The sequence below is a fragment of the Streptococcus sanguinis genome, from assembly GCF_050223295.1.
Classification (GTDB): Bacteria; Bacillota; Bacilli; order Lactobacillales; family Streptococcaceae; genus Streptococcus; species Streptococcus sanguinis_X.
The window spans coordinates 888,231-913,761 of sequence record NZ_CP071424.1; the positions used below are offsets into that span (position 1 = coordinate 888,231).

A 25,531-nucleotide genomic window follows, 5' to 3' on the forward strand; every position below is an offset into this window, starting at 1 on the left:
AAGAGATTAGAATTAGATTGAAAGGAAATTTCAATAGATGTCAATAATTGAAATGAAAGATGTTGTCAAGAAGTATGGCAACGGGACCACTGCTCTGCGTAGTGTGTCTATTAATGTAGAACCTGGGGAGTTTGCCTATATTGTAGGCCCTTCAGGAGCGGGAAAGTCAACCTTTATTCGTTTGCTTTACCGGGAGATAAAGCTGGATAAGGGAAGTCTGAAAGTAGCTGATTTTGACTTAGCTAAGATTAAGAAGCGTGATGTTCCAATGTTGCGCCGTCAGGTCGGAGTCGTCTTCCAAGACTACAAACTTCTTCCTAAAAAGACGGTGTATGAGAATATTGCCTACGCCATGGAAGTTATCGGTGAGCGCCGCCGCAATATTAAAAAGCGGGTTATGGAAGTGCTGGACCTGGTTGGTCTTAAGCACAAGGTCCGCTCATTCCCTAACGAGCTGTCCGGTGGTGAGCAGCAGCGGATTGCCATTGCGCGTGCTATTGCCAATAACCCCAAAGTCCTGATTGCGGATGAGCCGACAGGAAACTTGGACCCAGATAATTCTTGGGAGATTATGAACCTGCTGGAGCGGATTAACCTTCAGGGAACAACTGTCCTGATGGCAACCCACAACAGCCAGATTGTAAATACTCTGCGTCACCGCGTTATTGCTATTGAAAATGGCCGTGTGGTACGTGATGAAGCGGAAGGAGAATACGGATACGATGATTAGAAGATTTTTTCGTCATTTGATTGAGTCGCTTAAGAGTCTTACGCGGAATGGTTGGATGACTGTAGCGGCTGTCAGCTCGGTTATGATTACCTTGAGCTTAGTAGCTGTTTTTGCTTCAGTAATTTTAAATACAGCCAAGCTGGCAAATGATATTTCCAATAATGTCCGCGTTATGGTATACATGCGTAAGGATGTTTTCGATAATAGCGAAACGATTGTAAAAGAAGGTCAAACAGTTCAGAATGAGGACTACCACAAAGTCTATGATGCTCTGACTTCTATGAAAAATGTAGAGAAGGTTACTTTTTCTAGCAAGCAAGAGCAGTATAATAAGCTAACAGAGACCATGGGTAGTGAGTGGGATGTTTTTGATGAAGAAAATAATCCTCTTTACGATGCTTATATTGTTGAGACCAAGGCACCTAAGTATGTAGAATCTGTTACAAAAGATGCTCGTAAGATTGATGGTGTTTCAGAGGTTCAAAATGGGGGTACCAATACCAAAAATCTCTTTGCGTTTTCTAATTTCATCCAAACCTGGGGATTGATTGGGACAGCGCTTCTGATTTTCATTGCTATCCTTCTCATTTCCAATACTATCCGGATTACCATTATTTCCCGAAGTCGCGAGATTCAAATCATGCGCTTGGTTGGTGCTAAGAATAGCTATATCCGCGGACCATTCCTGTTTGAAGGAGCATGGATTGGCTTGCTAGGAGCAACAGTTCCGTCACTTGTAGTGTATTTGACATATGGTATAGCCTACCAGACTATGAATAAGAGCTTAGTAGGTCAAGGACTTTCTATGATTGATCCAAAACTCTTTAGTCCGATTATGATAGCAGCACTCTTTGTGTTGGGAATTCTTATCGGATCATTGGGATCTATCATCTCTATGAGACGCTTCTTGAAGATTTAACAAATCATAAAAAAACAGAGTTTGAAGAATTTCAAACTCTATTTTTGTTATAGTTAATTGCTTTAATGGCTACTGAGCTAAAAATGGGTTAAAGATTTTTTCATGTGAAATAGTGGTATCATGACCGTGACCAGGATAAACAGCGTAGTCTTTGGGGAGAACCAGAAGTTTCTCACGAATGGACGTCAGCAATTGTCCCATGTTCCCTGTCGGCAGATCCGTTCGTCCAATGCTTTCCCGAAAGAGGGCATCACCTGTCAAAACAAGGCGGTCATTTGGAAAGACTAGAGAGACACCTCCGATGGAGTGGCCAGGTGTTGCAAGCACATAGAAGTGAAAGCCTCCAAGATCATAGTCTGTCTCGTAGGAGAAAAACTCCTCTGCTGGTCGACAGATAATATCATCCAGATCAGCATGGCGCGCCAGACCAGATAGGTTATCTGTCGGTGTGTAGAGCCAGCTGCTTTCGCTATCGGCCACATAGACAGGTGGGGCGGCAAAGTGCTCCCGGACCTTTTCTAAACTCATAATGTGGTCATAATGGGTATGGGTCAAGAGTATAGCAATCACAGGCTTGGCGAGTTCCTCTAGCTTGCGCTCAATCTTTTTCCAGTCGCTTCCAGGATCGACGACTAGGAGGCCTTGATCGTTCTCTAAGATATAGGTGTTTTCAAAAGCAACAAGGTTGGTAATTTTATGAATCTTCATTTGATTTCCTCGGAAAATGTATTCTGCTATTGAGTGTAACAGAAAAGCGGATTTTTTGCACAGAATTGCTTCATAGGCTATGGCTGAAAATTTTCAGATGTCTCAGAATGGCTTTTATGATATAATCATAGCAGTATGACACAAAATGATTATAAGTATGCCGTTGTGGACTTGGAGGCTACAGGAACGGGCAGCAGTGCAAAGATTATTCAGATTGGCATTGCTCTGATTGAGAATGGAATCATCACCAAGACTTATGAAACAGATGTCAATCCTCATGAGGAACTGGATGAGCATATCAAAGAGCTGACAGGTTTGGATGATGAGCGGCTTGGCCGAGCCCCGGAGTTTTCTCAGGTAGCAGCTGAGGTATATGAGTTGATTCAGGATGCGATTTTTGTCGCTCATAATGTCAAGTTTGACGCTAATCTACTAGCAGAGGCCCTTTTCTGGGAAGGGTTTGACTTGCTGACACCGCGTGTGGACACGGTAGAGTTGGCTCAGGTCTTTTACCCGACCTTTGATAAATACTCCTTGGGGAATCTCTGCGGTCTGCTGGATATTTCTTTAGAAAACGCCCACACTGCTCTGGCAGATGCTCAAGCAACGGCTCAGCTATTTTTAAAAATACAAGACAAAATCAAGAGCCTGCCCAAGGCCTTGGTTGAGAAAATGCTAACTTTGGCGGACAGTATTATCTATGAGTCGCGCTTGGCTATCGAGGAAGTTTATCAGACGATGCCGGATCAGCAAGATAAGGAACTGCAATCCTGCCATTGTATTTTCCTGCGACGTTCCCAAAAGCTGACTTCGGAAAAGAAGCTGTCGCAGGATTTCCTCACCAATCTATACCTGCTGGGCTTAGAAGAGCGGCCAGAACAGCTCAAGTTTGCTCGCTTTATGGAGGAAGCTCTAGACCAGCAGGAGCCTAGTTTTTTAGAGGCGCAGACTGGCTTAGGTAAGACCTTTGGCTACTTGCTGCCCATTCTATCTAGAGGCCGGGAAAAAGTACTAGTTACGGTTCCGACTAAGATCCTGCAGGACCAGCTGCTGCAAAAGGAAGGACGATTGTTGGAGGAAGTCTTTGGTATTTCCTTTCACAGTCTCAAGAGTCCGGAGAATTATCTCAAACTGGACCATTTCTATCAGACATTGGATAGGGAATATGACAACAGTCTGGTGAATCGCTGCAAGCTACAACTCTTGGTTTGGCTGACAGAAACTAAAACAGGTGATTTGAACGAAATCGGGCAAGCTCATCGCTTCTCAAGCTACTTCAATGAAATCCGTCATGATGGCAAGCTAAGCAAACATTCTCTTTTTTATGAGGAAGATTTTTGGCGGTTGGGACAGGTCAAGTCAGCTACTAGTCGAGTCGTGATTACTAATCATGCTTACCTGCTGACGCGTTTAGAGGATGACCAGTCTTTGCTGGACAATCGTGTTCTGGTAGTTGATGAAGCTCAGAAGATGTTTTTCGCCTTGGAAAGCTTCTCTCAGGCCAGTATAAATCTAACTAAAACGCTGCAGCAGATAAATCATCTCCTTCAGGAAGAAGGGGAACTTCTGCAGCAACGGCTTTTGCAAAGCATTCAGTTTGAGCTGGCTGATGCCGCAGAGAAGCATCGCAAGAAAGCATCTGAGCTAAGTCCGGAAAAGATTGCCCGACTGCTTCAGGATGTGTCCGAGTTAAAGACTAGTGCATTGCCTGAGCTACAGCACTTGTTCAGTGGCAAATACCAGTATTATTGGTTGGTTGATGAAGTTTTGGCAGATCATCGCTTGATGACTCTGCATGCTGGCCGTTCAGAATTGCTGCATTTTACTGACTTCCTGCCTGAAAATGCTAAGATTATCTTGGTTTCGTCTACTCTGGAAATCAGCTCTAAGGTCAATTTGGCGCAGTTGCTAGGCTTTGAAAGTTATCACTTTTACAAGCTGAAAAGCAAGAAGAAGCCACTGCAGAAGCTCTTTTTAGATGAAAGTTTTCCGGCAATAGTGGATTTGTCAACTGAGGATTTTGCTCGAGAGATTGTTGCTTGCCTGCAAGAAGTGGCAGAACTTGGTCTGCCTATCGTTGTCCTCTTCACCTCTAAAGACTTGCTTTTGGCTGTTTCGGACTGGCTGGCTCTGCCGCATTTGGCCCAATATAAAAATGGCGATGCCGGTAATATCAAGCGGCGTTTCGATAGAGGAGAGGCAGGTATCCTTTTGGGCTCTGGCGGCTTCTGGGAGGGGGCGGATTTTGCTGAGCAAGACCAGATTATTCAGCTGATTACTCGGATTCCATTTGACAATCCCAAGGATTTCTTCGTACAAAAGATCAACAGCCGCCTGAAAGCGGAAGGTAAGAATGCCTTTTATGATTATCAACTGCCTCTTGCCATCTTACGGCTTAAGCAGGCTATTGGCCGGACCCGGCGTAATGAGCATCAGAAGTCAGCTGTCATTCTTTTGGATAATCGCATTTCTAGTAAACGCTATGGAAAGCAGATTCAGCATCATCTATCACAATTGGCTTCTTTGGATATTCTGCCAGAGGCAGCCATTATGCAGGAGTTACAAGACTTTTTTGACTGAAACTATCTGAAATCAGCTGAGTTTTATCAGCTGATTTTTTAGGTTCATTCAGATTTTTGGGACAAAATTTGTTATAATGAGAGGCATAGGAAAGAAGGGGTGTTCGTGAAAAAATATTTACCAGGAATTCTGTTATCCTTTGGCATAGCGGCTGTTTCTATCTTTTTAGGCGGCTTGCTTCCCTTGATAGGCTCTAGTGTTTTGGCTATTGTCTTGGGGATTGTTTTGAACAACAGCATGAAGCTGCCGGCTGTTTTTCAGGAAGGACTCAGCTATTCGGGGAAGAAATTGCTGCAGTATTCCATCATCTTTTTGGGATTTTCCATGTCCATTGGTCAGGTTTCTGAGACGGGGATTTCTTCTCTTCGTATCAGTCTTATTACGATTCTGATAGCCTTTCTGGCGGCCTATCTGGCTGGCCGTTTCTTTAAGATGAATCGTGTCTTGACTATTTTAATTGGTTTTGGAACAGCCATCTGCGGTGGCTCTGCCATAGCGGCTGCTTCACCAATCTTGGAAGCTGATGAAGAGGAAATCGCTCTGTCTATCTCCACTATTTTCTTTTTCAATATTTTAGCAGTATTCATTTTCCCTTTTTTAGGGCATTTGTTGCAGATGTCGGATACCTTTTTCGGGACTTGGGCTGGAACAGCCATCAATGATACTTCGTCAGTAGTGGCGGCAGGCTATACATATAGCCCGTCAGCTGGCGACTTGGCGACCATTGTTAAGCTTAGTCGGGCTCTGATGATTGTACCGGCCTGCTTGATCTTTGCAGCTTATCGCTATATCAAGTCTAAGAAGTCGTCACAAAAGACAAACTTGAAACAGATTTTTCCTTGGTTTATAGCTTGGTTTGTCCTAGCTTCACTTATCAGCAGTCTTGGATTTCTGCCGGCTGCTGTCATCCCTTATACAAAATTCATTTCTCAGTGGCTGATGGCTATGGCCTTGGCAGCTATTGGCGCCAAGGTTTCCTTTAAGCAGTTTAAGCAAGCAGGAGCAGCGCCTTTGCTGACTGGTGCCTTTGCTTGGTTTTGCGTCGCTGTTTCTAGCTTGATTATCCAGTATTTTTTCTAAAAAGGAGGGACTATGCCCTATCAAAGACGGACGTTTGAGTCTCGGATTGATTATAGTTTAATTTTGCCCGTTTTGATGTTGCTCTCAATCGGAGTTGTAGCTATTTACATTGCTGTTAGTCATGATTATCCTGACAATGCCTGGCCCATGGTTGGTCAGCAAATTGCCTGGATTGCGGTGGGTTTCCTGCTCAGCTTTATCCTCATGTTCTTTAACACCAAGTTTCTCTGGAAAATTACGCCTTATCTCTATGTTTTTGGTCTTGGCCTCATGGTCTTGCCTCTGATTTTTTACAGTGAATCTCTGGTAGCCTCCACTGGTGCCAAAAACTGGATTGCTATTCGTGGTGTGACCCTTTTTCAGCCCTCGGAGTTCATGAAGATTTCATATATTCTCATGCTGTCGCGGCTGGTGGTTCATTTTCTCCAGCAGCACAAGCAGGATGAGCGAACCTTGGCTTTAGACTTTTTTCTGATTCTGAAGCTTGGGCTCTACACAGTGCCTGTTCTGGTTCTGTTAACCCTTCAGAGTGATTTGGGAACAGCTCTGGTTTTTGTTGCTATATACGGCGGCATTGTTCTACTGTCAGGTGTTTCTTGGAAGATTATCCTGCCGGTCTTTCTGACGGGAGTCCTGCTGTTGGGAGGATTTCTCTTTATCTTTATTTCTGATGGCGGTCGTGCCTTTCTGCATAATCTAGGCATGCCAACCTACCAAATCAATCGGATTTTGGCTTGGCTTCATCCCTTTGACTACGCTCAGACGACCACCTTCCAGCAAGCACAGGGACAAATCGCTGTCGGAAGCGGTGGTCTGACTGGCCAAGGCTTTAATGTTTCCAATCTCTTGGTGCCTGTTCGGGAAAGTGATATGATTTTCACCGTCATTGCAGAAGATTTTGGCTTTTTGGGCTCGACCTTGGTTATCATGCTCTATTTACTGCTGATTTATCGCATGCTCAAGATTACGATTAAATCCAACAACCAGTTTTATACCTACATCTCAACTGGCTTTATCATGATGCTGCTCTTCCATATCTTTGAAAATATTGGAGCGGTGACGGGAATTCTGCCTCTGACAGGTATTCCGCTGCCCTTTATCTCACAGGGTGGCTCTTCCATCATCAGTAATCTTATTGGAGTCGGTCTCCTGCTGTCTGTCTCCTATCAGAACAGCTTGACGGATGAAAAGAAGGAGCGAATTCCAGCTGTCCGCAAAAAGGTCGTACTGAAGAAATTAAAATAAAGATAAAGCAAGTTTTTGACTCACAAATCAGATGTGATTTTGTGACTGGCTTATCTCAGAAAGGATATTTTTATGAAAAAAGCAGCTTTACTCTTAGCTCCCGGCTTTGAAGAAATCGAGGCTTTGACAGTTGTGGATGTCTTGCGCCGTGCAGGTCTTGTCTGTGATATGATTGGTTTTGATGAATCAGTGACTGGTTCTCACGCCATCACTGTTCAAGCGGATCAGGTCTGGAAGGGGCGACTGGATGACTACGATATGGTCATTTTGCCAGGTGGGATGCCAGGATCGGCCAATCTTCGTGATGATGACAGCCTGATGCAGGTTTTGCAGGACTTTCAGCAGGAGGACAAATTCATCGCTGCCATTTGTGCCGCTCCCATTGCTCTTGACCGCGCAGGTATCTTGACTGGTAAGTATTTCACTTGCTATGATGGTGCGCAAGACAATATTAAAAATGGAACTTACCGTAAAGAAACAGTTCTTGTTGATGGGAAGCTGATTACTAGCCGTGGTCCATCAACTGCCTTGGCTTTTGCCTATGAGCTGGTTCGTCAGCTGGGAGGAGACGCTGACCAGTTGGCTGATGCTATGCTTTATACAGATGTATTTGGAAACTAAAAATAGGCTGGGACTCAAAATATGTCCCAGCTTTTTTGAAGTCTTATTTATCTTCGTAGTCCTCTATATGGAACGGGTTTAGAGCTGTTGAAAAGGACGAAACCATCATCCATTTTTAAATTTTGGATTTTTGAGATATTTTGTTTAGAAAAAGGGTTGAAAAAGTCGGAAAAGTGCTGGATTCAGGTAAATATTAGCCCCTTTTTCATGAAAATTATGGTATAATGAAAAGTATGAATTATCAAGATTACATCTGGGATTTAGGTGGAACACTCTTGGATAATTATGAAACTTCGACAGCAGCTTTTGTTCAAACCTTGAAAGAGTTTGGTCTGCATGCTGGTCACGACGAAGTTTATGAGGCCCTCAAGGTGTCTACAGACTATGCTGTCCAGCAGTTTGCTCCCCAAGAAAAAGACTTTTTGAAGTTTTATAAGGCCAATGAAGCAGAAGAGTTGACTCATCCTGTCTTATTTGACGGCGCGGCAGACTTGCTTAGGCGGATTGTGGCCAAGGGTGGTCGGAACTTTCTGGTCTCCCACCGGGACAACCAAGTGCTGGAAATCTTGGAGAAAACTGCCGTTGCATCAGCATTTACAGAAGTGGTGACATCGGCGAATGGCTTTCCAAGGAAACCCTCACCAGACTCCATGCTCTATCTAAAAGACAAGTATCAGATTTCCTCTGGCTTGGTCATTGGTGACCGGCCGCTGGATATTGAAGCAGGGCAGGCAGCTGGCTTTGATACCTATCTCTTTGATAATATGCAGCATCTTGAAGAATTTATAGATATTGATTAGAAAAGGAACACTATGACAGAAGAAAAGCAGAAAGATATACAGGCCCAGAAATATGATGCCAGTCAGATTCAAGTCTTAGAAGGCTTAGAAGCCGTTCGTATGCGTCCGGGGATGTATATCGGTTCGACCTCCAAGGAAGGTCTTCACCATTTAGTATGGGAAATTGTTGACAACTCAATTGATGAGGCGCTGGCTGGTTTTGCCAGTCACATTCAAGTCTTTATCGAAAAAGACAATTCCATCACTGTAGTCGATAACGGCCGGGGAATTCCCGTTGATATTCAGGAGAAAACAGGCCGTCCGGCCGTGGAAACTGTCTTTACCGTCCTCCATGCCGGAGGAAAATTCGGTGGTGGCGGATACAAGGTATCAGGAGGTCTGCATGGTGTGGGCTCTTCCGTTGTAAATGCCCTGTCCACTCAACTGGATGTCCGCGTTTATAAAAACGGCCAGATTCATTACCAAGAATACCGTCGCGGTCATGTAGTCGCGGACCTAGAAATCATCGGTGAGACAGACCGTACTGGTACGACAGTTCACTTTACACCAGATCCAGAGATTTTCACTGAAACAGTAGAATTTGACTTTGAAAAGCTCAATAAGCGGGTGCAAGAATTGGCCTTCCTCAACCGCGGTCTCAGAATTTCCATCACTGATAAGCGAGATGGAATGGAGCAGGTCAAGGATTACCACTATGAAGGTGGGATTGCCAGCTATGTCCAATACATCAATGAAAACAAGGATGTAATCTTTGAAACGCCGATTTATACCGACGGCGAAATGGACGACATTACGGTTGAAGTAGCTATGCAGTATACGACTGGCTACCATGAAACAGTCATGAGCTTTGCTAATAACATCCACACCCACGAGGGTGGAACGCATGAGCAAGGTTTCCGGACTGCCCTGACAAGGGTTATCAATGACTACGCTAAGAAAAATAAACTTCTCAAAGAAAACGAGGACAATCTGACTGGGGAAGATGTGCGAGAGGGACTGACAGCGGTCATCTCTGTCAAGCACCCTAACCCTCAGTTTGAAGGTCAGACCAAGACCAAGCTTGGAAATAGCGAAGTGGTCAAGATTACGAATCGCCTCTTTAGTGAAGCTTTCTCAGATTTTCTTTTGGAAAATCCTGCGGTGGCTCGAAAAATCGTTGAAAAAGGGATTTTGGCTTCTAAGGCCAGAATTGCTGCCAAGCGAGCTCGGGAAGTAACCCGCAAAAAGTCTGGCTTGGAAATCTCCAATCTGCCAGGTAAATTGGCCGACTGTTCGTCTAACGACCCTCAGGAAACTGAACTCTTCATCGTGGAGGGGGATTCAGCAGGTGGTTCAGCTAAGTCCGGCCGTAACCGTGAATTTCAGGCCATTCTGCCAATTCGTGGTAAGATTCTCAACGTTGAAAAAGCCAGCATGGATAAGATATTGGCCAATGAAGAAATTCGCAGTCTCTTCACTGCTATGGGAACTGGCTTTGGAGCTGACTTTGATGTCAGCAAGGCCCGCTACCAAAAATTAGTCATCATGACCGATGCCGATGTAGACGGTGCTCACATTCGGACCCTGCTCTTGACTTTGATTTACCGCTATATGAAGCCGGTTCTAGAAGCTGGATTTGTCTATATCGCTCAGCCGCCAATCTACGGTGTCAAGGTCGGAAGTGAAGTCAAAGAATATATCCAGCCAGGTGCTAATCAGGAAGAAGAGCTTCAAGCTGCTTTGGCTCGCTACAGTGAAGGTCGCTCCAAGCCAACCATTCAGCGCTATAAAGGGCTCGGAGAGATGGATGACCATCAGCTGTGGGAGACAACTATGAATCCTGAACATCGCTTGATGGCACGGGTTTCAGTGGATGATGCAGCGGAAGCTGACAAGATTTTTGACATGCTGATGGGGGATCGCGTTGAACCTCGTCGTGAATTTATCGAAGAAAATGCTGTATACAGTACGCTCGACGTCTAAAAAAATCAGAAAAATCAACCATTATGGGCAAAAATATGATATAATCATTATGTTTGCTTTATAGTAACAATGTGAAGGAGTTCTATATGTCTATTGGACTAGTTATTCTCGTTGCTGTGGTAGCTCTGCTTTTGGTTGTCGGCTATGGTACTGCAGTTCTGATGAGAAAGAGAAATGAAGCTTTACTTCAAAATTTGGAGGAGAGAAAAGAAGCACTCTATAATCTCCCTGTGAATGATGAAGTTGAAGAAGTAAAAAATATGCATTTGATTGGGCAGAGCCAGGTAGCCTTCCGTGAATGGAATCAAAAATGGGTAGACTTGTCCTTAAATTCATTTGCTGATATCGAAAATAATCTATTTGAAGCAGAAGGTTACAATAATTCTTTCCGTTTCATAAAAGCCAAGCATGCCATCGGCAATATTGAGAGTCAGATTGATTTGATTGAAGAAGATATCAAGATGATTCGTGCAGCCTTGGAAGATCTTAAAGAGCAAGAGTCTAAGAACAGTGGCCGAGTGCTCCATGCCTTGGATTTGTTTGAAAAACTGCAAACCCAGGTTGCGGAGAATGCAGACTCGTATGGGCAAGCCCTAGCTGAGATTGAAAAACAGCTGGAAAATATCCAGTCAGAGTTTTCTCAGTTTGTGACTCTTAATTCTTCAGGTGACCCGGTTGAGGCAGCTGAAATCTTGGATAAAGCTGAGGATCATATCCTTGCTCTGACACATATCGTTGAGAAAGTTCCTGCCATTGTTGAAGAGTTGACTGTGAAGCTGCCAGATCAGTTGGAAGACTTAGAATCTGGTCATCGTAAGCTCTTGGAATCTGGTTATCACTTTATCGAAACAGATATAGAGTCTCGTTTCCAACAGCTTCATGCGAGTCTCAAACGCAATGAAGCCAATATTTCAGCCCTAGAGCTGGATAATGCTGAGTATGAAAATGAGCAAGCGCAAGAAGAGATTAACGCTCTCTATGAAATTTTTACGCGGGAAATTGAAGCTCACAAAGTAGTGGAGAAGCTGATTAAAAACTTGCCTAGCTATCTGGCTCATACAAAGGAAAACAACCAGCAACTCCAAAAAGAGATAGAACGTTTATCTCAAACCTTCCTTCTCTCTGATACAGAAACTTCTCATGTCAAGGAGTTGCAGGCTGAGCTTTCTGCACAGGAAGATGTGGTGCTTAGCGCGGTAGAAGATTCTTCTGAAACCAAGCAAGCTTATTCTGTGGTTCAGGAAGAGTTGGAAGCTATCCAAGAGCGTTTGAAAGAAATCGAAGATGAGCAGATTTCTCTTGGTGAAGCACTGGCAGAGATTGAAAAAGATGATGCCAACGCTCGCCAAAAAGTCAATATCTATGCTAACAAATTGCATACCATTAAGAGATATATGGAAAAACGCAATTTGCCAGGTATTCCAGACTCTTTCTTAGAAATTTTCTTTTCAACTAGCAATAATATTGAAGAGTTGGTTAAGGAATTGGAAGCTACACGAGTCAATATCGAATCAGTTAACCGTTGGCTGGAAATTCTAGGAAATGATATGGAGCAATTGGAAGAAGAAACCTATCGTATCGTCCAAGATGCTACCTTGACTGAGCAGCTGTTGCAGTATTCAAACCGCTATCGTTCCTTTGATGATAACGTACAAGCAGCCTTCAACAAGTCCTTGTATGTCTTTGAACATGACTACGACTACGCTCAATCTTTGGAAATCATTTCAAAAGCTTTGGATCTTGTCGAGCCAGGCGTGACAGAGCGTTTTGTGACATCCTACGAAAAAACACGCGAGAATATTCGCTTTTAAAAGAAGTTCCTTCGGGAACTTTTTTCTTTTACAAAGAGAACGCTAGAGAACAGTCAGTAACAAGGATTCTGAGACTTCAATTTTTCCCAGCTTGTTTTGAAATAGAATTTCCTGTATAATACAAAAAAATAGAAAGAATGAGGTCGGATGATGAAAACAGTCAAAGGATTGTTAGTCATGGATGTAGACAGCACCTTAATCATGGAAGAAGGGATTGACCTGCTAGGAGAGGAAGCGGGTGTAGGAGCTCAGGTTGCGGCTATTACCGAGCGTGCCATGCGAGGAGAGTTGGACTTTGAAGCTGCCTTACGTGAGCGAGTCGCCCTTTTAAAAGGTCTGCCAGAGGATATTTTTGCTCGAATTGCTGAAAGGATCCACTTCACGCCAGGAGCCGAGGACTTGGTCAAGGAGCTGCATAAACGTGGTTATAAAGTAGGCTTAGTGTCAGGTGGTTTTCATGAGACGGTGGACAGACTGGCTGAGCAGCTTGGAATTAACTACGTCAAGGCAAATCGTTTGGAGATCCAGCAGGGGTTTTTGACAGGCCAAGTCTTAGGAGAGATTGTCACTAAGGATACCAAGCTTGCCATGCTAAAAGCATGGGCGGCTGAAAATAAATTGGAATTAAATCGAACAATTGCTATGGGGGACGGCGCCAATGATCTGCCTATGATTCAGACAGCTGGGATGGGAATTGCCTTTATGGCCAAGCCGATCGTGCGAGAGCAGGCTCCTTACCAGATTCAAGAATGCAATCTCTATCGGGTCATTGATCTTTTAGACAATAGAAAAGCATAGGAGAGTAATATGCATATTCTAATTGCACCGGATTCTTTCAAGGAAAGTTTGTCAGCGGCTCAGGTTGCTCAAGCTCTGCAGACGGGCTTTTCTCAGGCCATGCCAGATGCCAGCTTTGACTTGCTACCGGTCGGTGACGGCGGCGAGGGGACAATGGCTGCGCTGACAGCGGCCTTGGGCTGGGCTGAATTTCATCACACTGTGACTGGACCCTTTGGCCAGCCAGTAAAAATGCCCTACGCCAGAAATGGTCAGCAAGCGCTTTTTGAAATGGCTGACTTGGTAGGACTTGCCTCTATTCCTAAGGAAAAAAGAAATCCCTTGGCCATAGAAACCAGAGGATTGGGAGAATTAATTTTGCGTCTGGCTGAAGACGGTGTCAGAAAGATTTTAGTTGGTGTTGGAGGTTCGGCCAGCAACGACGGTGGGATTGGACTAGCAGATGGCCTTGGCTATGAATTTTTCGATGCGGATAACCATAGACTGCGCCCCATTGGCTCGTCTTTGGGAAAGGTCGCTCGAATATCAGCTGAGCAGGTTCCTGCTTTCTTGAAAGAAGTTGAGATTGAGATTTTGACGGATGTTGACAATCCTCTTTGTGGTGAGCGCGGTGCGACAACTGTTTTCGGAGGTCAGAAAGGTCTATCTCCCTTACTCTTTTCTCAAGTAGACCAAGCAATGGTTGCTTTCTATCAGTTGGTCGATCCTCAGGCGATTGATATGGATGGAGCTGGAGCCGGAGGCGGGATGGCAGCAGGACTGGTTGCTTTTGCTGGAGGAAAAATTGTTTCGGGTATTGAAACCTGTCTAGATTTACTGGATTTTGATGAAAGAGTAAAAAAAGCAGACTTGGTCGTCGTTGGCGAAGGGCGGATGGACCGTCAGTCTTTGGCGGGTAAGGCACCAGTTGGGATCGCAAGACGAACACCTGACGGCATCCCTGTACTGGCTATTTGCGGTAGTCTGGCTGATGATTTACCGGATTTCCCAGTTGAGAATATCCAGGCAGCTTTTCCGATTATTGCGCGAGCAGATAGTTTGGATAGGGTTTTAGCGCAGGCGGAGCGAAATTTGATTCGAACGGCCAGAAATATTGGCAATGTACTAAAAATGAAAAAAAGCGGTTAGTCCGCTTTTTTTAGTAGGTATTCAATTTCTTTGACTATCATGCCCTTTTCAAAGAAGAAAATGTCACAAGACAGGTCACCAAAGTCATTTTCTAAAAGGGTCACAATCCGATTCTGGTCGGAATTAAGCTGATAATAAGTGCAACGAAACTGGACGGGGGTGTTATGGTAGACTTTTTGAATTTTAGTCAGGTAGTCCACTTTACCTTTGATGATTTCGATTGTGTCATCCTGTAATTCCCAGCTAACGTGATCAGAAAGAAAGGTCTGATAGGTTTGCCAATCACGCTGGTTTTCAGCTTCAAAAAAGGCAAAAAGTTTTTCTAAATTTGTCATTTTATCCAAACCATTTTTTCCAAAAGGAGGGCTTTTCTTTTGCAGGTTTTTCTGTTGGCTGAAGGAGACTAGCAAACTGTTGGTTCATATCCTTATCATCTACTTGGACAAGATGGTCGCTATGGACAATCAGACCAAAAGGAGAAGACTGGTAATCGCTTGAGACAATAGTAGCCTCGCAGCCCAGTTCCTTGGAGGTTTTTAGATAAAAGATTTGATTGCCTGACTCGACTTCTGGGGAAATTTTGACTATTACAGGTTGACAGTTTTTTATGATGCTGCTGAGCATTTCCTTGAAATGACTGCGAATGAGAGTCTCGTTGGCTTGCTCAATAGAGCAGGAGGCCAGCACTCGCTCCTCAAAAGTCCCTAAAAACCTACGCTGTTCATCAGGATTGAGCTTGGCTCCGCCCTGAGCTTTTTCCATGATTACTTTATTAATATCAGTCATAATAAAATTGTACCATAAAAGGAGAAATTCTAAAAGCTCGAATCTCTGTTCTGATTTGCTGGAAAAGCATTTATATAGTAAATTTGGAATCGTTTTCTTGTGCAAAATTTCTCAAATTTGCTTAGTTTCTCTATTTTTCCTTGAAAAAAAAGCGTTTTTGAGGTATCATAGACTAGTAAATAATTTTAAATAATAAGGAGAGTAAGAAATGTCAATTATTACTGATGTTTACGCTCGCGAAGTCCTAGACTCACGCGGTAACCCAACACTTGAAGTAGAAGTTTATACTGAATCAGGTGCTTTCGGACGTGGTATGGTTCCTTCAGGAGCTTCTACAGGTGAGCACGAAGCGGTTGAACTTCGTGATGGCGACAAATCTCGTTACGGTGGTCTTGGTACACAAAAAGCAGTTGATAATGTAAACAACGTTATCGCTGAAGCTATTATCGGTTACGATGTTCGTGACCAACAAGCTATCGACCGTGCAATGATCGCCTTGGACGGTACTCCTAACAAAGGTAAATTGGGTGCAAACGCAATCCTTGGTGTGTCTATCGCTGTAGCTCGTGCTGCTGCTGACTACCTTGAAATCCCTCTTTACAGCTACCTTGGCGGATTCAACACTAAAGTTCTTCCGACTCCAATGATGAACATCATCAACGGTGGATCTCACTCAGATGCTCCAATCGCATTCCAAGAGTTCATGATCTTGCCAGTTGGTGCTCCAACATTCAAAGAAGCTCTTCGTTACGGTGCTGAAATCTTCCACGCTCTTAAGAAAATCCTTAAATCTCGTGGTTTGGAAACTGCCGTTGGTGACGAAGGTGGATTCGCTCCTCGCTTTGAAGGAACTGAAGATGGTGTAGAAACTATCATCGCTGCTATCGAAGCTGCTGGTTATGTTCCAGGTAAAGATGTATTTATCGGATTTGACTGTGCATCATCAGAATTCTACGATAAAGAACGTAAAGTATACGACTACACTAAATTTGAAGGTGAAGGCGCTGCTGTTCGTACATCTGCAGAACAAATCGACTACCTTGAAGAGTTGGTTAACAAATACCCAATCATCACTATCGAAGATGGTATGGATGAAAATGACTGGGAAGGTTGGAAAGCTCTTACTGAACGTCTTGGTAAGAAAGTACAACTTGTTGGTGACGACTTCTTCGTAACAAACACTGACTACCTTGCACGTGGTATCAAAGAAGGTGCTGCTAACTCAATCCTTATCAAAGTTAACCAAATCGGTACTCTTACTGAAACTTTTGAAGCGATTGAAATGGCTAAAGAAGCTGGTTACACTGCAGTTGTATCACACCGTTCAGGTGAAACTGAAGATTCAACAATCGCTGACATCGCAGTTGCAACTAATGCAGGTCAAATCAAGACTGGTTCACTTTCACGTACAGACCGTATTGCTAAATACAACCAATTGCTTCGCATCGAGGATCAACTTGGTGAAGTTGCTCAATACAAAGGTCTTCAAGCTTTCTATAACTTGAAAAAATAATCTAACAGCATATAAGAGGAGCTAGGACTTAGTCCTAGCTTTTTTGATGTGTAAAGATATAACAATGGATATTTTTGATTTAGGATCAACCCTAATTGATGAGAGGGAGATTTATCATCTTTTCCTAGAAAATTGCCTAGAAGTAGTGTGTAGGGCTGGTCATGCTCTTTCCCTTGAAAAATTGGGGGGACAAGATGACTGTTTTTCTTTCGGAAATATAATCAAGAGATCCCTGCGTTTCTTTGTGACTACATGATTGAAAAAGTGAGTCATTTACTGAAGATTTTATAGCTTTCTTGTATCAAAATCAGTCTTTTATGGTATACTAGCAAAGTGGAAGGAGGAGTATAATGGAAGAATTATTAAATCAGGTCTTACTATCACAGGATAGTGAAGTTTTCAATCAGATATTTGATGATTACTATCCCATTGATATTGCTCTTTCTTTGGAGGCCTTGGAGGATGAGGAAGGGAATCTTCTCAAAACCTTTACAGAAATGGCTAGTGATGATCAATTGGTAGAGATTTTAAAAGAAGCCGAGCCGGAGTTGCAACGACAGATTATCCAATCGATTTCTTTCAAACGTACCAGCACTCTTTTTCATCTTATGCCAGATGATGATGTGGTAGATATTTTGGGTTACTTGAGTGTGGACTTGCGTAAGCAATACTTAAGTATGATGAAAAATACCAGTCAAGAGAATTTGAAAGCTATGTTGGCTTACGATCCTCAGACAGCTGGTGGTCTGATGACGACAGAATTCATCACCTTAAATGAAAATCTGACCGTCTCAGCAACTCTCAATAAATTGAGAGAGATTTCGCCCAATACGGAAGTTATTGATACCTTATTTATAAGGAATGTGCATCATTCGCTAGTTGGCTGGATTGATATCCGTGATTTGTTTATTCATGGTGCGGAGATGAAACTCAGTGAATTTATGAATACTCAGATAGTGAGTGTAACGCCAGAGGTTGACCAAGAGGAAGTGGCACAGCTTTCTGCTAAATATAATTTATCTGTCGTACCGGTCGTCAATCATCGGCAGGTATTGCTAGGAATCATCACAATTGATGATATCGTCGATGTTTTGCAAGAAGAGTATCAAGAAGATATCCTGCGGATGGGTGGTGTCCAAGAAAGTGAAGAAATTGGAGGACCTTTCAAAGAATCACTCAAGAAACGCTTACCTTGGTTGATGATTAACCTAGTGACAGCCTTTCTAGCTTCTGCGACAGTGGCACTTTTTGATGATACGATTTCAAAAGTTGTAGCATTAGCAGCGATTAGTCCTATTATTACGGGAATGGGCGGAAATTCTGCCTCTCAGACACTTGCTTTGGTTATCCAGGGAATTGCCTTGGGGAAACTGGATTTGAAAGAAGATCAGAATTTAGTATTCAAAGAAATCGTGCTAGCTTTGGTTAATGGTTTCTTTACTGGCTTGATTGCAGCGATTGTCATGTTTGTCTTCTATCAAAATTTCTATCTATCTGTTATTGTGGTATTGGCTATGATGATCAATCTAGCATGTGGTGCTCTATTTGGTTACTTTGTACCGCTGATTATCAAGACACTGCATCAGGATCCGGCTCTAGCCTCGACCATTTTCATTACCACAGCAACAGATGTGTTAGGTTATCTAGCTTTTCTAGGCTTAGCACAAATTTTCTTACCATTGATTTTATAAAAAAGAATAAAAAACGCTTGATTTTTCAAGCGTTTTTGTTATGTTTACTTAGAACAAACCTTTAATTTTATCAATTGCGCCGCTGGCCATTTCATTTCCAGCTACTAATTTTTTGGCTTGATCAAGGTATTCACCGAGTTTGTCTTTGTTTTCTTCGATAAACTTTTTGGCGCCATCAAAGTCTTTCTTTTCAATCATTTCTTTTACTTGGTTAAATAAATCTAATGGATTCATAGTTGTTGCTCCTTAGTAATTTTTTATACTATTTAATCAAATTTCTAATAGAAAGACAAGAATTCTGCTTATTTAAAGGTCACACAAACAGCTTCGGGAACGTAGAAATCATGGGAGATTTCTGTTAATTTTCCACTCTCCGCATCGCGTTTGAAGATAGTTGCATTATCAGAGTCTTGATGGACAGCAATGATATGGTTTTGATCTGGTGTGATGTTGAAATCCCGCGGATTTTGACCATTGGTAGGTGCAATCTGGATTAACTCCAAACTGCCGTCGGCTAAGATTTTGTAAACGGTAAGAGAGTCATGACCGCGGTTGGAACCGTAGAGGAACTTGCCGTCAGCAGACAGGCGGATAGCGGCTGTTCCATTGGCTCCTTCAAAGTCCTCTGGCAAGGTGGAGACGGTTTGCAGGTGTTCAAAATGGCCGACTCCATCGTAAATCAGGACTTCAATAGTAGAATTAAGCTCACAGATTAAATAGGCGATTTTGTAATGATGGTGGAAAACGATATGGCGGGCACCAGCTCCAGCGGCACACTTGTAGGTGTTCAGAGGAGCGATCTTTCCATCTTCAGCAACATCATAAGTGGTTACTTCATCAGTTCCCAAGTCGCAGGTGATCAGGTATTGATCTGGTGTAAGGTCAGCATAGTGGACATGGGCAGACGCTTGGTTGGCGTGTGGTCCTTGCCCTTGGTGGGTAGCTGAGTCAGCCAGTTCTAGTCTGCCATCAGTCAGACGTCTGTAGACCAAGACTTGTCCCTTATGATAATTAGCACCGTAAACCAAGTTACGCTCTTCGTCGACTGCGACATAGCAAAGCGGAGCCCCTTCTTCAACGACATGGTTGAGGAGCTGACCTGCCTGGTCAAAGGCTGCAATCCCTCCCTGTCCGTCCTTTGCTCCGACAGAATAGAGATGTCCAGCCTTATCAAAGGCTAGATAGGTTGGACTAGGCTCTTCAGCAACCAAGGTCAAGTTTTCTAAAGTTCCTTTTTTAGAATTAAAATCTGCCTTGTAAATTCCCTTGGAATCTCTGCGAGTATAGGTTCCAAAGTAAACTGTTTGTGTCATGACATTACCTCGTATATATTTAGATTGCTTGCTACTATTATATCATAAAAGCAGATGATAGGCTTGAGAGCGGAGGATTTGTCTGATTTTCAAAAGAATAGTATTAATCCGAAAAAATAGATAAAAAACAGATAGCGGGTAGGAAGGGGATAGATGGCTTTGTTAGAATAGAATTGTTCAAAAAAACAATTACTGTCAGGAAGCAACAAACTTCCTGCTTGCTAAACAAAGGAGAAATCAAATGAACGTTAAAAAAATTGCTATGCTTGTTGCTCTTATCGGAATGTCAGGATTCTTTTTAGCCGCATGCGGAAATAAAGAAGCAGATAATTCAGAAATTAAGGATGGAAAACAAGTAGACTTCCAGAAGGATGCTGTTGACAAGAAGACCAAGACAGTCGATGGCAAAGAAGTGACAGAATACACAATGCCGGATGGAAATGTTATCCAAATCCCAGCAGATGGTGAGGAAATTCCAGAAGATGGATCAGGATCTAGCTCAGAAGCTGAATAAAGATTAAAACATGTAGGTTGGAGGCAATATGTTTCGAAGAAAAAAAATGAATCGTAAGACCATTCTATTGGGCAGCACGGTCATTCTTGCTTGTGCTGGGCTGGGAGGCTATCTGTATTTTAGACAGATCAATCAACAACAGGCCATGAAAATGGCAGATAAGACGATTGATTCGCTGACAGTCCAAGAAGCTGTCAATAACAGCAAAAAAACAAGCCTGGTTTTATCTGGGGAAGTAGTTGCCAACAATAGCAGTAAGGTCAAGATTGACCCGTCTAAAGGGGAAGTCAAGGAAGTATTTGTCAAAAATGGTGATACTGTTACACAAGGACAGCCGCTCTTTTCCTATGCGACAGAGCAGCAATTGACAGCCCAGTCGGCTCAATATGATGCCCAGTCCAAGGCAAATGGCATTACAGCCGCTCAAAATAGCGCTGCCATTAAATGGGAAACCTATAATCGCAAGTTAGCCAGTCTCAATGCTCTCAAGGACAAATACAATTCCAGTCAGGATGAGTCATTACTGGAGCAGATTAAGTCAGCTGAAGACGAGCTGGCTCAGGCGTTGAGCGATGCTAAGACTGCGGATAGTGAAGTGACGACAGCTCAGATTGAGGCTGAAAAGGCCCAAGTGACAGCCCAGACAGAATCAGACCGAATGAAGTATGATACTGTGACTGCCGATACAGCAGGAACAATTACTTCTATGAATGAAGATTTGCCTAATCAGTCCAAGGCCAAAAAGGAAGAAGAAAACTTTATTGAGATTATGGACAAGTCCAAAACTCTGGTCAAAGGGACTGTCAGTGAATTTGACCGTGAGAAGCTGAGTGTCGGCCAGAAAGTGGAAGTGGTGGATCGCAAGGATCCTAAGAAACGCTGGAGTGGTACGGTAACTCAGGTAGGCAGTCTGACAGCAGAAAATACTTCCAATAATAATGGTGGGAATAAGCAACAGGAAAATCCCAACCAAGGTAAGTATCCTTATACAGTTGAGCTGGATCAGGGTGGCGAAATGCCACTGGTGGGCTCCCATTCCTATGTCAACATCGTGGAGAATGCTCCCGAGGCCGGCAAGGTAGTAGTCAATAAGGCCTATACTTTCAGTAAAAACGGCAAGACCTATGTCTGGAAGGTAGAGGGTAAGACTCTGAAAATGCATGAAGTCAAGACCAAGAAAGTTTCTGACCGTTTGGTGGAGATTACAGAAGGTTTGACTATGCAAGATACCATTTCGACCCCAAGAGCAGGTATGGAAGAAGGGATGGAGGTAGGACAGCATGTTAAAGCTTAAGGATATCCACAAATCTTATCAGCAGGGCAGTCAGGAATTTCCAATTTTAAAAGGAATTGATCTGCATGTGAAAGAGGGGGATTTTCTGGCTATCATGGGACCGTCTGGATCTGGTAAGTCCACACTGATGAACATTATCGGCTGTCTTGATAAGGCAAGTTCTGGGACTTATCATATTGAAGGGACCGATGTGTCTGAGCTGTCCGACAATCAGCTGTCCGATCTGCGCAATCAGAAGATTGGCTTTGTTTTTCAAAATTTTAACCTCATGCCCAAGCTGACGGCCTGTCAAAATGTAGAACTGCCTCTGACTTACATGAAAATTCCTAAAAAAGAGAGACGGGAGCGGGCTCTGGAAATGCTGCGATTAGTTGGCCTGGAAGAAAGAAGTGATTTCAAGCCTATGGAGTTGTCCGGTGGTCAAAAGCAGCGGGTAGCCATTGCACGAGCCTTGGTAACCAATCCTAGCTTCATCCTTGGTGACGAACCAACGGGGGCCCTGGATACCAAGACCAGTGTGCAGATTATGGACCTTTTCAAGCAGTTTAATGATGAGGGAAAGACCATTGTCATCATTACCCATGAGCCGGAAGTAGCCCAACTCTGCAAGCAGACGGTTATCCTGCGGGATGGTAATATAGAGAGCAAAGCGATAGGATAGAAAGGAAGCTGTATGGAAGATATTTTTGTAGCTCTGAATTCAATCTTGTCGCATAAAATGCGCTCTATGCTGACCATGTTGGGGATTATCATCGGGATAGGTGCTATCATCGCTATCTTTTCTATCATTGAGGGAAATACGGAAAATACCAAGCGTCAGCTCATCGGCGGCAACAATAACACAATCAAGGTCGTTTATGATAAGAAAAGCGCCATCGATCCAACCATTCCAGAGAAATCTCAAGCTCAGAAGCCTTCTTATATTCCCTTTATGGGAGAGGATGTGCTGAGCAAGATTAAGGAAATCTCTGGGGTCAAGAATGCTCTGCTGACCTATGGTACAGATGAGAAGATTTACTACCTGAGCCAAAAGTCATCTGGGAAGATTCAGGCTGTTTCGCAGACAGCCGCTGACATCAAGCAGCAACGTCTGCTAGAAGGTGAAGGATTTGACTCAGAAGCCTTTAAAAATCAAGAGCAGGTGACCTATCTGGAAAAGTCCCTTTATGACAGTCTTTTTCCAAAGGGTGATGGTATCGGCAAGTATGTGGAAGTCTTGGGCAATCCCTTTAAGGTCATTGGCGTGTTTGAGTCGACTGAGCAGAGTGGTTTAACAGCTGGTGCGGAAAAGGTGGCCTATATTCCCCTGCAGCAGTGGCATCGGATTTTTGATACCATTAATGTCAGTCCTGAAGTGACTGTCCAAACCCACAAGGCTGATGATTTGAAGAAAGTGGCCAAGAAGGTCAGTGATTATCTCAATCAGCAAATGCCCCCGTCAGACTATATGTTTGGTGTGCTCAACCTGCAGGAATTTGAACGGCAGCTGGACAATCTCAACAAGTCTAACTTCGTCTTGCTAGCAGGTATTGCCAGCATCTCTCTCTTAGTCGGAGGTATCGGTGTTATGAATATCATGCTGGTTTCAGTGACAGAGCGGACTCGTGAAATCGGGATTAAAAAGGCTCTGGGAGCTAGGCGGAAGATCATTCTCAAGCAGTTCCTGATTGAGGCGGTTATCCTGACTCTGATGGGAGGGATTATTGGCGTGGTGGCTGGTATCGCCTCGGGCTTTGCCATCACCCAGTCTCTAGCCTATCCATATATTCTATCCCTCTTTTCTGTCTTTGTAAGTTTGCTCTTTTGTTGTATAATAGGAGTAGTATTTGGGCTCCTGCCAGCTGTGAAAGCATCCAAGTTGGATCCGATCGAAGCCCTGCGATTTGAATAGGTAAAGGAGAAAAATCTAAGTATGCACAAGATTCTAGTGGTGGAAGATGATACGACGATTAATCAAGTGATTTGCGAGTTTTTAAAGGAAAGTCAGTATGAGGTGAGGCCAGTATTTGATGGTGGCGATGCTTTGCAGGCTTTTGAAGAAGAACCCTTTGATCTAGTCATCTTAGATATGATGCTGCCAACCAAGAGTGGGCTGGAAGTGCTGAAGGAAATCCGCAAGACTTCTCAGATTCCGGTCATGATTTTGACAGCACTTGATGACGAGTATACCCAGCTGGTCAGCTTTAACCATCTCATCAGTGATTATGTAACCAAGCCTTTTTCACCGCTAATCTTGGTCAAACGGATTGAGAATATTCTGCGCAGAAATACTGTTGCTTCAGAGATTGCTGTTGGTGACCTGACGGTTTCTATTGATGACTGCACGGTTTACTGGCAAGGCGAGAAAATGCCTCTGACCAAGAAAGAGTATGAAATCTTGCAGACTCTGGCTAAGAGGAAGGGTCACTTGGTGACTCGTGATCAGCTGATGAATACCATTTGGGGTTACAGCGAGCTGGATAGTCGGGTGCTGGATAATCATATCAAGAATATCCGTAAAAAGATTCCTGGTGTGCCGCTGAAAACCATTACGGGTATGGGTTATCAGCTTGGAGGAGAAGACAAGTGAAAATTGTCAAAAAGAACTTTCTCTTGACCTCGTCTATCATTTTCGTGGTGGTGACTATCGTTCTAGCCAGTCTTTACTTTGCCATGCCGGTGTATTATCAGCAGGTTAAGAGTGGAGAAGCTAAGAGAGAATTTGACCAAGTTTCCAAGCAAGTCAAAGGAAAGTCCAGTCAGGAAATCGGCGAGCTCTTGAGTGATTATAGTAAAAAGAGTAATCTGATTTGGTTTACCTTGCTTGCGAAAGACAATACGATTCTCTATCCTTCACTCGAAGCTGGCGATGAAAGTTCTCTGCAGCTGACCATCGTTCCGACAATTGCCAACAGCGACTATGAGAGCAAGAGTTTATCAGAAAGCTTTCGAACTTCAGATGGTAAAGAAGTTGTCCTGAGAGGGGAATATTCCTTACAGCCTGTTTCTGATGCTAGTCGGATTTTGCTTAATCTCTATCCATTTGTCTTGCTTGTATCTCTGAGTCTGGGTGGTCTGGCAGCCTATCTCTACAGCCGGACTTCCAGTCAGCGTATAAAAGCCATCTCTAAGAGCACCCGTCAAATGACGAGTCTGGCTCCAGATGTGACCTGTCAGGTCAAGGGGCGTGATGAGATTGCCGAACTGGCCCAAGATATCAATCATCTCTATGCCAATCTGCTGACCAGTATCGAGGCTCTGCGCCTGGAAAATGAAAAGGTAGCAGAAAGCGAGCGGGAAAAGGCTGAGTTTTTGCGAATGACATCGCATGAGCTCAAGACACCCATTACCAGCATGATGGGGATGGTTGATGGCATGATCTATGGAGTAGGAGAGTTCAAGGATCGAGACAAGTACTTGCAGAAGTGCCGAGAAATTCTAGAGGAGCAGTCGGAGTTGGTCCAGTCTATCTTAGCCATTTCTAAACTGGAGATGAAGACTGAAACTGAACAGGAAGTCTTTTCACTCAAGCAGGTCTTGGAGGAAAATCTGAGCACCTATCGAGTTTTAGCAGATGTCAGACACTACCATTTTCAGGTTGAGCTGGCAGAAGCGAAGGTCAAGGGTAACCGCACCTATCTGCTCAAGGCTATCAAAAATCTTCTGGACAATGCCTTTCATTATACAGTAGAAGGCGGACAGATTCTACTTAGGCTGGAAGAGCGTAAGTTAGTCATCGAAAATGAGGCGGAACGAGTCTTAAACGAAGACCAAATCCAGCAGATTTTTCAGCCTTTCTACCGTCCAGACTACAGTCGTAATCGCAAGGATGGGGGAACTGGTCTGGGACTCTTTATCGTTCAGCAGATTTTGGACAAGCATGGTCTGCGATACCAGTTTGAAGCCGTTGATGGGCGGAAGATGCTCTTTAGCATTTCTCTGCCAACTGTCGAGAAATAGCCTTGCGTTCTAGCTGGCCTTGCAGGAGCCGAAGAGAGAAGTCAGAAGCTGTATTTTGTGAAAAATACAAGTCTTCTGTCTCCTCTCTTTTTTTGCTTT

Annotated in this window: 24 protein-coding genes; 19 read left to right on the forward strand and 5 right to left on the reverse strand. The window is 43.6% G+C overall.

Annotated elements, in window-relative coordinates:
- Positions 1–37: 37 nt before the first annotated feature.
- The gene (gene ftsE / locus J1C77_RS04485) at positions 38–730 is read left to right on the forward strand and encodes a cell division ATP-binding protein FtsE (RefSeq protein WP_002895890.1); all 693 of its coding nucleotides are present in this window, start codon (positions 38–40) and stop codon (positions 728–730) included.
- Positions 723–1,649 (forward strand): permease-like cell division protein FtsX, encoded by a 927-nt coding sequence (gene ftsX, locus J1C77_RS04490; RefSeq protein ID WP_002895888.1) that lies wholly within the window; start codon positions 723–725, stop codon positions 1,647–1,649. The genes ftsE and ftsX overlap by 8 nt, the downstream gene beginning before the upstream one ends.
- A gap of 69 nt (positions 1,650–1,718) precedes the next feature.
- On the opposite strand, the gene J1C77_RS04495 is transcribed toward ftsX, so the two are convergent.
- Positions 1,719–2,357 (reverse strand): MBL fold metallo-hydrolase, encoded by a 639-nt coding sequence (locus J1C77_RS04495; RefSeq protein ID WP_002921654.1) that lies wholly within the window; start codon positions 2,355–2,357, stop codon positions 1,719–1,721.
- A 135-nt stretch (positions 2,358–2,492) separates the two neighbouring features.
- Between J1C77_RS04495 and J1C77_RS04500 the strand changes: the two genes are divergently transcribed.
- The 9 genes from J1C77_RS04500 (at position 2,493) to J1C77_RS04540 (ending at position 14,382) form a co-directional block, all read left to right on the forward strand.
- Complete coding sequence (locus tag J1C77_RS04500; RefSeq protein WP_002921653.1) at positions 2,493–4,937, forward strand: bifunctional DnaQ family exonuclease/ATP-dependent helicase; 2,445 nt, start codon at positions 2,493–2,495, stop codon at positions 4,935–4,937.
- Between the two features lie 99 nt (positions 4,938–5,036).
- Positions 5,037–6,017 (forward strand): YeiH family protein, encoded by a 981-nt coding sequence (locus J1C77_RS04505; protein WP_002921652.1) that lies wholly within the window; start codon positions 5,037–5,039, stop codon positions 6,015–6,017.
- A gap of 12 nt (positions 6,018–6,029) precedes the next feature.
- Positions 6,030–7,262: an FtsW/RodA/SpoVE family cell cycle protein gene (locus J1C77_RS04510; RefSeq protein WP_002895877.1), complete on the forward strand. Its 1,233-nt coding sequence runs from the start codon at positions 6,030–6,032 to the stop codon at positions 7,260–7,262.
- Positions 7,263–7,334: 72 nt separating this feature from the next.
- Entirely contained in the window at positions 7,335–7,883 is a 549-nt protein-coding gene (locus J1C77_RS04515; protein WP_002921650.1) for a DJ-1 family glyoxalase III, read from the forward strand.
- Between the two features lie 233 nt (positions 7,884–8,116).
- Positions 8,117–8,683, forward strand: coding sequence for an HAD-IA family hydrolase (locus tag J1C77_RS04520; protein ID WP_042762929.1), 567 nt, complete (start codon positions 8,117–8,119; stop codon positions 8,681–8,683).
- A gap of 12 nt (positions 8,684–8,695) precedes the next feature.
- Complete coding sequence (gyrB, locus tag J1C77_RS04525; protein ID WP_002921648.1) at positions 8,696–10,645, forward strand: DNA topoisomerase (ATP-hydrolyzing) subunit B; 1,950 nt, start codon at positions 8,696–8,698, stop codon at positions 10,643–10,645.
- A gap of 86 nt (positions 10,646–10,731) precedes the next feature.
- On the forward strand, positions 10,732–12,456 hold the full coding sequence (gene ezrA / locus J1C77_RS04530) for a septation ring formation regulator EzrA (RefSeq protein ID WP_002897820.1): 1,725 nt from the start codon (positions 10,732–10,734) through the stop codon (positions 12,454–12,456).
- Between the two features lie 150 nt (positions 12,457–12,606).
- Positions 12,607–13,254: a phosphoserine phosphatase SerB gene (serB, locus tag J1C77_RS04535; protein WP_032908843.1), complete on the forward strand. Its 648-nt coding sequence runs from the start codon at positions 12,607–12,609 to the stop codon at positions 13,252–13,254.
- Between the two features lie 9 nt (positions 13,255–13,263).
- On the forward strand, positions 13,264–14,382 hold the full coding sequence (locus J1C77_RS04540) for a glycerate kinase (RefSeq protein WP_002921646.1): 1,119 nt from the start codon (positions 13,264–13,266) through the stop codon (positions 14,380–14,382).
- Here the strand turns inward: J1C77_RS04540 and J1C77_RS04545 are convergent.
- Both J1C77_RS04545 and J1C77_RS04550 read right to left on the reverse strand, forming a co-directional pair.
- A complete protein-coding gene (locus J1C77_RS04545; protein ID WP_002921644.1) occupies positions 14,379–14,717 on the reverse strand; it encodes a hypothetical protein in 339 nt (112 codons plus the stop codon). The two genes, J1C77_RS04540 and J1C77_RS04545, sit on opposite strands and share 4 nt — an antisense overlap.
- Before the next feature lies 1 nt (position 14,718).
- Positions 14,719–15,168, reverse strand: a complete 450-nt coding sequence (locus J1C77_RS04550; RefSeq protein WP_002921642.1) for a DUF1694 domain-containing protein — start codon at positions 15,166–15,168, stop codon at positions 14,719–14,721.
- Positions 15,169–15,376: 208 nt separating this feature from the next.
- Between J1C77_RS04550 and eno the strand changes: the two genes are divergently transcribed.
- Together eno and mgtE are read left to right on the forward strand one after the other, a co-directional pair.
- Positions 15,377–16,681 carry a surface-displayed alpha-enolase gene (eno, locus tag J1C77_RS04555; RefSeq protein ID WP_002904241.1) on the forward strand — a complete coding sequence of 435 codons (1,305 nt, stop codon included), beginning with the start codon at positions 15,377–15,379 and terminating at the stop codon, positions 16,679–16,681.
- A 350-nt stretch (positions 16,682–17,031) separates the two neighbouring features.
- Entirely contained in the window at positions 17,032–18,372 is a 1,341-nt protein-coding gene (gene mgtE / locus J1C77_RS04560) for a magnesium transporter (protein ID WP_002921639.1), read from the forward strand.
- Positions 18,373–18,420: 48 nt separating this feature from the next.
- Here mgtE and J1C77_RS04565 read toward each other — a convergent pair whose 3' ends face one another.
- Positions 18,421–18,606, reverse strand: coding sequence for a hypothetical protein (locus tag J1C77_RS04565; protein WP_002921637.1), 186 nt, complete (start codon positions 18,604–18,606; stop codon positions 18,421–18,423).
- A 68-nt stretch (positions 18,607–18,674) separates the two neighbouring features.
- Complete coding sequence (locus J1C77_RS04570) at positions 18,675–19,685, reverse strand: lactonase family protein (protein ID WP_002921635.1); 1,011 nt, start codon at positions 19,683–19,685, stop codon at positions 18,675–18,677.
- Between the two features lie 241 nt (positions 19,686–19,926).
- Between J1C77_RS04570 and J1C77_RS04575 the strand changes: the two genes are divergently transcribed.
- The 6 genes from J1C77_RS04575 to J1C77_RS04600 all read left to right on the forward strand — a co-directional run bounded on the left by J1C77_RS04575 (position 19,927) and on the right by J1C77_RS04600 (position 25,432).
- A complete protein-coding gene (locus J1C77_RS04575; RefSeq protein ID WP_002895853.1) occupies positions 19,927–20,199 on the forward strand; it encodes a hypothetical protein in 273 nt (90 codons plus the stop codon).
- Between the two features lie 28 nt (positions 20,200–20,227).
- Entirely contained in the window at positions 20,228–21,493 is a 1,266-nt protein-coding gene (locus tag J1C77_RS04580; RefSeq protein WP_049547914.1) for an efflux RND transporter periplasmic adaptor subunit, read from the forward strand.
- A complete protein-coding gene (locus J1C77_RS04585) occupies positions 21,480–22,154 on the forward strand; it encodes an ABC transporter ATP-binding protein (protein ID WP_002895848.1) in 675 nt (224 codons plus the stop codon). The genes J1C77_RS04580 and J1C77_RS04585 overlap by 14 nt, the downstream gene beginning before the upstream one ends.
- Before the next feature lie 75 nt (positions 22,155–22,229).
- Complete coding sequence (locus tag J1C77_RS04590; protein ID WP_373197449.1) at positions 22,230–23,384, forward strand: ABC transporter permease; 1,155 nt, start codon at positions 22,230–22,232, stop codon at positions 23,382–23,384.
- Positions 23,385–23,405: 21 nt separating this feature from the next.
- The gene (locus tag J1C77_RS04595; RefSeq protein ID WP_002897805.1) at positions 23,406–24,062 is read left to right on the forward strand and encodes a response regulator transcription factor; all 657 of its coding nucleotides are present in this window, start codon (positions 23,406–23,408) and stop codon (positions 24,060–24,062) included.
- Positions 24,059–25,432: a HAMP domain-containing sensor histidine kinase gene (locus tag J1C77_RS04600; protein WP_002921631.1), complete on the forward strand. Its 1,374-nt coding sequence runs from the start codon at positions 24,059–24,061 to the stop codon at positions 25,430–25,432. Before J1C77_RS04595 ends, J1C77_RS04600 begins: the two co-directional genes overlap by 4 nt.
- Positions 25,433–25,531: the final 99 nt, after the last annotated feature.